This window comes from uncultured Cetobacterium sp. (assembly GCF_947038635.1).
Taxonomy (GTDB): Bacteria; Fusobacteriota; Fusobacteriia; order Fusobacteriales; family Fusobacteriaceae; genus Cetobacterium_A.
Genome location: NZ_CAMQXC010000117.1, coordinates 1 through 6,894, shown reverse-complemented (window position 1 = coordinate 6,894; position 6,894 = coordinate 1). Strand labels below are relative to the sequence as shown.

The 6,894-nt window shown below is 28.4% G+C and carries 7 protein-coding genes; 1 reads left to right on the top strand and 6 read right to left on the bottom strand.

Annotation, left to right across the window (positions count from 1 at the left end; all coding sequences use genetic code 11):
- The 3 genes from Q0V08_RS09770 to Q0V08_RS09760 form a co-directional block, all read right to left on the bottom strand.
- The coding region (locus Q0V08_RS09770) for a fructose-specific PTS transporter subunit EIIC (protein WP_297434325.1) at positions 1-1,601 on the bottom strand (1,601 nt) is incomplete at its 3' end.
- Positions 1,602-1,615: 14 nt separating this feature from the next.
- A complete protein-coding gene (gene pfkB, locus Q0V08_RS09765) occupies positions 1,616-2,530 on the bottom strand; it encodes a 1-phosphofructokinase (RefSeq protein ID WP_297434323.1) in 915 nt (304 codons plus the stop codon).
- Positions 2,527-3,270 (bottom strand): DeoR/GlpR family DNA-binding transcription regulator, encoded by a 744-nt coding sequence (locus Q0V08_RS09760; RefSeq protein WP_297434321.1) that lies wholly within the window; start codon positions 3,268-3,270, stop codon positions 2,527-2,529. Before Q0V08_RS09760 ends, pfkB begins: the two co-directional genes overlap by 4 nt.
- 151 nt (positions 3,271-3,421) lie before the next feature.
- Here Q0V08_RS09760 and Q0V08_RS09755 point away from each other — a divergent pair, with 151 nt between their 5' ends.
- The gene (locus tag Q0V08_RS09755) at positions 3,422-4,030 is read left to right on the top strand and encodes a CoA pyrophosphatase (protein WP_297434320.1); all 609 of its coding nucleotides are present in this window, start codon (positions 3,422-3,424) and stop codon (positions 4,028-4,030) included.
- Positions 4,031-4,068: 38 nt separating this feature from the next.
- Here the strand turns inward: Q0V08_RS09755 and citX are convergent, their stop codons facing one another.
- The 3 genes from citX to Q0V08_RS09740 form a co-directional block, all read right to left on the bottom strand.
- Complete coding sequence (gene citX, locus Q0V08_RS09750) at positions 4,069-5,424, bottom strand: citrate lyase holo-[acyl-carrier protein] synthase (RefSeq protein ID WP_297434318.1); 1,356 nt, start codon at positions 5,422-5,424, stop codon at positions 4,069-4,071.
- Positions 5,425-5,429: 5 nt separating this feature from the next.
- Positions 5,430-6,464: a [citrate (pro-3S)-lyase] ligase gene (gene citC / locus Q0V08_RS09745; RefSeq protein WP_297434317.1), complete on the bottom strand. Its 1,035-nt coding sequence runs from the start codon at positions 6,462-6,464 to the stop codon at positions 5,430-5,432.
- Positions 6,461-6,894 (bottom strand): hypothetical protein (locus Q0V08_RS09740; RefSeq protein WP_297434314.1); only part of this gene is annotated, 434 nt, incomplete at its 5' end. The genes citC and Q0V08_RS09740, both read right to left, overlap by 4 nt.

The window sequence follows — 6,894 nt, the reverse complement described above, 5'->3', positions numbered from 1 at the left end:
CCCATTATATAGTTAGTTAAACCAGCTTCTCTTTCCTCTTTAGAGAATTTATTTTTAAAGAAAGTAGTTGCTAAAGCAATTCCTAAAGGTGGAGTCATACCGCCAGCCATAACAGCAGCGTGTGGATAATAGTTTCCAGCAGCAATAGCAGCAATACCAAATGTAAACGCAGCTTTATTGATAGGACCTCCCATATCAATAGCCATCATACCACCAACAATAGCTCCTAATAGAATAAGATTACCAGTACCAAGAGAGTTTAAGAAATTAGTAATTCCACCATTTACAGCAGCAACTGGAGATATAACAACAGTATACATAAGAACACCAGTTATTAAAATTCCAAATAAAGGATATAAAAGAACAGGCTTAATTCCTTCTAGTTTTTCAGGAAGTTTAGCAAATACCTTTTTTAAGAATAGAATAACATAACCACCAAGGAAACCACCAACTAAACCACCAAGGAAACCTCCACCATTATTAGCAGAAATTAAACCTCCAACCATAGCAGGAGCAAATCCAGGTCTATCCGCAATACTCATTCCTATAAATCCTGCAAGAACTGGAACCATTAAGAAGAAAGCATTACCGCCACCAATGTCCATTAAAAGTTTAGCGATTGGACTAAAACTTGGATCGGTAGGATCAGATGCTTTTATACCGAATATGAAAGATATTGCAATTAAGATACCTCCACCAACAACAAATGGTAGCATATTAGAAACCCCACTCATTAAATGCTTATAGAATCCCTTTCTTTCACTAGTTCCAGAAGATGTTTTAGTTTCTTTATTTGAATATACTGGTGCTGTTTGATCTAAAGCTTTTTGAATTAATTCTTGAGGTCTTTTAATTCCCTCTTTAACTCCAACAATTTCAACATGCTTTCCGTTAAATCTAGCCATCTCAACATTTTTATCAGCAGCAATTATAATTCCTTTTGCATTTTTAATCTCTTCATCTGTAAGGTGATTTTTAACTCCTGTAGATCCATTAGTTTCTACTTTGATTTTAACTCCCATTTCTTTAGCTTTTTTGTTTAAAGCTTCAGCGGCCATATATGTATGAGCAATTCCAGTTGGACAAGCAGTTACAGCAAGTACTTGATAATCATTGTCATCCTCTTTAGGCGGGACAAGTTCCTCTCCTACATTATCCTCTTTTAAAAGAATATCTAGAACTTCTTGCTCTGTTTTTACTTTTAAAAGTTGTTCTCTAATATCATCATCTAATAAAAGAGATGTCAGTTGAGATAATGTTTCAATATGTGAATCTGTAGCATCTGCAGGAGCAGCAATCATGAAAAATAATTTAGATGGCTCACCATCTAAAGAATCATAATCAATTCCCTCTCTAGAAAGTCCAAATGCAACAGTAGGAATTTTAACAGATGATGATTTTCCATGGGGAATAGCAATTCCTTCTTCTAAACCAGTAGAGCTTTGCTCCTCTCTATTTAAAATAGTTTTTCTAAATTCATCTTTATCATTAAGTCTACCAGCATTGTAAAGAACATCAACAAGTTCATCAATAACTTCAATTTTACTTTTAGCATTTAAATTTAATTTTATACAATCTTTTACTAACATTTTATCTAACATAATATTCCTCCCATTTATAAATTAATAACTTTAATATCTTTTAATAAATTTGTCATAGTATTAAAAGTTGCTAATCCTTTAGAAAAAGCAGTAGCACTTCCAGAAGCAATTCCAATCTCGTAACACTCTTTTAAAGATAGGGATTTATTAAGACCATATATAAATCCACCAATCATTGAATCTCCAGAACCATTTGAACTAATAAGAGTACCTTTTGGAACTCCACTTATAAAAATTTCATTTTGTGTTATAAAAATAGATCCTTTAGAACCTAAAGAGATTAAAACATTTTTAGCTCCCATCTCTTGTAATTTTTTACCAGCTTCAACTAACTCTTCAGTAGTTGAAAAATTAGAGTTAAAAAATTCATTGATTTCATCCTTGTTTGGTTTTATTAAAAATACACCTTTTTTTAAAGCAATTTCAAAAGGAAGACCTCTAGTATCTAAAATAACTTTTACATCCTTTGGAATGCTTTCAATAATATCAGCATATATAGTAGAAGGTAAAGAAGATGGAACGCTTCCAGATAGAGCTAAAATATCATTAGCTTTAAGATTAGCTTTTAAAAAATTAAGTAACTCTTGAAGATTTTCTTTTGAAATCGTAGGAGAAGTACCTGCAATTTCACTTTCAAGTCCATTATTATTTATTTTAATATTTATACGAGTGTCTTCATCAACATTGAAAAACTTAGTATTTAAACCATCGTGGTTTAAAGTATTTTTTATAAATTCTCCAGTAAATCCACCAATAAATCCTAAACAAATTGATTCTGTATTAAAATTTTTTAAAATTTTAGATACATTAATCCCTTTTCCTCCAGGAAGTTTATATGTTTCTTTAGGAGTGTTTAAATTTCCTTCAATAAAAGAATCAAAGGATAAAAAATAATCTAAAGCAGGATTTAAAGTTAACGTGTATATCATTTTACTACCTCCACTTTTACTATATTTTTATATTCTTTAGAAAGTGGCTTATCTGTAATTAAAGTCCCTTTATCTAAAGTAGAAAAAATAGTAAAACTACTTTTTCCAATTTTTGAATGATCACAAAGAAAAAAAGTGTCCATACTTTTATTAATAGCTTCACTTTTAATAAGAGCTTCTTCAAAGTCAGGCGTGCTATAGCCATCTAAAGTAACAGCATTAACACCAATGAAAGCATATTGAAAATTAAAAGTTTTTAAATATTGAGCTGCTGAAAACCCAACAGTACAACTAGTTTTACTTTTAATTTTACCACCTATTAAATAACTTTCAATTTCATACTTTTCTAATTCATCTATTAAATTTAATCCATTTGTTACAACTTTTATATTAAGATTTTTTAAATATTTAATCATACAAAGAGTTGTTGTTCCAGCATCTAAAAAAATATAGGAATCTCTTTTAATGAAACTTGCAGCATATTTTGCAATTTTTTCTTTTTCCACTCTATTAAGATTTCTTCTGTATTGGATGTTAAAATCCTTTGTAGTATCTAAAGAGTTATTTAAGATAGCTCCTCCGTGAACTCTTTTAACAAGTTCTTTTTTTTCTAAAGAAGCTAAATCTCTTCGAGCAGTAGCTTCTGAAATATTTAAAAATTCAACGATTTCTTGGATTTTTATAACCTCTTTTTGTTTTAAAAGTTCTAAAATAGAATTTTCTCTTTCTATATTCAACATAAAATCACATCCTTTATAGAAAGTATATTATCATAGTGTAAAATAAAAATCAATCATTTTCTTTCAAATTCTTTCAAAAACAATCAAAAATAAAAAAATGAAGAATTTTTATAAAATAAAGATTATAATAAATTTAGAGGAGGGAGTTGTAATGAATATAGATTTTACAGAAAAAATAATCGGAAAAGAAAAATATTTTAATTCAGCTGTGATAACATTAGTTGTTGAAAAAAATGATAAGAAATATTTTTTGTTTGAAAAAAGAGCTAGAGGAGTAAGACAAGGAGGAGATATATCTTTTCCAGGTGGAAAAATAGAAGAAGGAGAAACTAGTTTAGAAGCAGCTTTAAGAGAGTGTAAAGAGGAGATTGGCATAGATGAAATAGATATTAAAGGAAAAATAGGGACATTAGTGATACCTTCAGGGATAATGGTAGAAGCTTTTTTAGGTATTATAGAAGAGAAAAAATTAAAGAAATTAAAAATAAATGAGGATGAAGTAGAGGAGTGTTTTGTAGTTCCTATTGATTTCTTTAAAAAAAATCCTCCAAGAATTGAAAAATTAGAAGTAGAAACTAAACCTTACTATTATGAAAATGGGGAGAAATTTGTATTTCCAGCAGTAGAGTTAAATTTACCTAAAATGTATCATTCACCTTGGAAAAGTTCTCCAAGAGAAGTTTATATTTATATCTATGAAGATAAAGTTATATGGGGATTAACAGCAGAGATTATAAAAGAAGTTATAAAATATTTATAGTTAGATAAAAAGAGACTATTTTTATAAAAATAGTCTCTTTAAAAAATTTTAAAATATGGTTTTATAAAATATAAAAACATTGTAATCGCAAGAAGATCAGCAGCTCCACCTGGACTAATTCTTTTTTCTATAAACTCTTTTTCAATTTCGGTTAATAAATTTATATCTAAAGAGTTATTATCAAATTTTAAATGTAAATCTTTAGCTTTAAGTTTTACAAAATTTAGAATTTCAATATCGTGTCTGTGTAAAATGGTTGTATCTTCTAAACTACTCATTAAAAATATAAGGGTTCTAATCATTGCAGAGTTAATATGCTCTCCAGAAACTAAAGATTTTTCAAAAATTTCAATGGAATTATTAAAAATAATATCTAAACCATTTTTTACAATTCCTCTTACACCAACTACACCATGTTTAATATATAATTTTTCTCCATGAGTAAGAGAAGATTTTTTATGAATATCATTAAAGTCTTTTAAAATATCTCGGCACATCTCTTTTATAAGAGATGAGATATCATTGAATGATAAATTTTCATACTTAGCTTTAGCACTTAAAGCGGCAGTAATTCCCATTAAGAAAATCATTCCTTTGTGCGTATTTACGTTATGAGTAGCTAAAAACATATTATCTTCAGCAATTTTTCCCATAAATCTTATTTTCTTAAAAATTAAATCAACTGATAAGGGTGAATACCCTGCATCTACAACTTTTTTAAAGTAACTATTTAAAGAAAATCCACTATCAATAAAGGTAAAAAAATCCATATCTTCGTGGGAACCGTTAGTATGCGGTGAAACTAACCCGAAAGATGGTGAAGCAGAAACCTCTAAAACAATTGATTTTAAAGCTAGATTTGAGAAAGTACTCACTATCTCAACTTTACTACGCTCAGAATTTAAATATTCTTCTAGTCTTTTTTCGATAGCTATTTGAACATCTTTTTGAGTATGTTTTTTAGTTCTAGCGCAAACAAAAGCCATATCGCTGCAAAGAAGACACTGTCTTTTTTCTCCACCAAAATCTTTTCTAGAAAATGGATAACCATTATTATCGAAAACATCGATATCAACACATCGACCTAAAATATGAAGTTCTTCAATTTCCATAGCGATTTTTTTTATATTTTTACCAGAATAATTAATTGAATATATATATGTGGGTCCTTCAATAGATTCAATCTTTTTTGAATACATAATTTGTGAATTGAAAATTTCTAGAATTTCATCTTTTATAATCTCGATAATATATTTAGCAACAAAACTATTTTTCTCCTCTCCAGGATAGTTGGCTCTTAGGACTAAAATAGGATTTTTAAAATTCTCAATAATTTCATTTTGGATTTCTACTCTTTTTTCTCTCATTAATAAAAACTCTTCTAAGTTAAACATCTATATCAGTGAACAGAGTTAGAATTTTTGATTCTCTCTGTAATCTCCTTTCCTTTTTCTGAAATTAAGTATTCGTAAGTAGAATATGGAACTAGAGTTTTAACCTCATCTAATTTGTCCTCTTTTAAAAGCGCACGAACTTGTGAGGCGCTTATAGCACAATGTTCCATCTCTTTTCTTGGAATAATACAAACTTCTAAATTAAATTCCTTAAAAGTTTTAATCATAGTATCATTATATTTTTTAGTTACTTCACAAAATGGTTCTTCTCCAACAAATCTAGTTGAGATGTTAAGTTTTTTGCAAAAGTGTTCAGCAGTTATTTTAGTATCTAACTTCATAAACTCAACTAAAGAATCATCCTCTTTTCTTAAAAAGTAATTAGGAAATGTGGCTGAAGATATAACATATTCTGTACTAGGTAATACAGTTACATTTTTTAGATACTCTGTTCCCTTTTTAACTAAAGCAATTCTATCTAAAAATGGAAAAGAAGATTTATCCTCTTCAACAACTAAAACTAAAATATTGTCCATCTTTTTAGCAGCAGTTTCAATAAGAAATTGATGCCCTAAGGTAAAGGGATTGCAATTCATTATAAGAAGACCATTATTACTATCTTCCTTCCAATTTAGTTTTGATTTTATTTTATCAATAGTTTTATCAATGGAGTTCATTCCAATTTCAAGAAGCGCTACTTTGTCAGTTTTTGAAATTGGTTTAAATCCAACACCTTTAAAAATATCTTCATTTGAAGGTTTTGTAAAAACAAAAGTATGGAAAATACCTTGATCAAAAGATTTGTTAAGGAGCGTTGTAACAAGGGTATTTGTAACGCCTTCTCCTCTTAAAGAATCATCTATAGCAAAACATTTTATTATATTTTTACTTTTAGAGGCTGTCGCAACAATTTCCTCATTTTTTCTAATAACTAAAGAGTAATCAATAGTTTCATCAAAATTTAATTGAAACTTTTTTAGAAATTCCTTTAGCTCATTTTTTTGATAGTTACTATTTAAATTAAGTGTTTCTATATTCATTGTGTTTGTGTTACCCCCTCTTTAATAAGTTGGAATTTGCTTGTTATATCATCAATATATTGAATAAATATATTTTGAGATTCAGATAAAATCTCATTTTTTGAAATACTGTATACTACATAAACTTTATTATTTTCCATCCAAGTATCTTTTTCAATTGATTTTTGTACAAGTTGAGTAGCAGTATAATCCATTAAATCAGATAAAGCAGGAGATAATATTTTTTTAGTGTAAGGATCAGCAGGAACCAAGAAAGATTTAAAAACTATCTCTTCTTCAGATAAAATTTTAGATTTTAATTTTTCTTTAGCTTCACGAACAGCTTTTCCAGTAGCAACTAATGTACCACTACTTGCAATTTTTGCTGAACCGATTCCAATTACTTCATTTTCAGAATCAACAGAAGTAGTCATTCGCTCACTGCTATCTC

Coding starts and splice junctions, on each gene's coding strand:
- pfkB (WP_297434323.1), bottom strand. CDS start 2,530: ATGATATACACGTTAACTTTAAATCCTGCTTTAGATTATTTTTTATCC.
- Q0V08_RS09760 (WP_297434321.1), bottom strand. CDS start 3,270: ATGTTGAATATAGAAAGAGAAAATTCTATTTTAGAACTTTTAAAACAA.
- Q0V08_RS09755 (WP_297434320.1), top strand. CDS start 3,422: ATGAATATAGATTTTACAGAAAAAATAATCGGAAAAGAAAAATATTTT.
- citX (WP_297434318.1), bottom strand. CDS start 5,424: ATGTTTAACTTAGAAGAGTTTTTATTAATGAGAGAAAAAAGAGTAGAA.
- citC (WP_297434317.1), bottom strand. CDS start 6,464: ATGAATATAGAAACACTTAATTTAAATAGTAACTATCAAAAAAATGAG.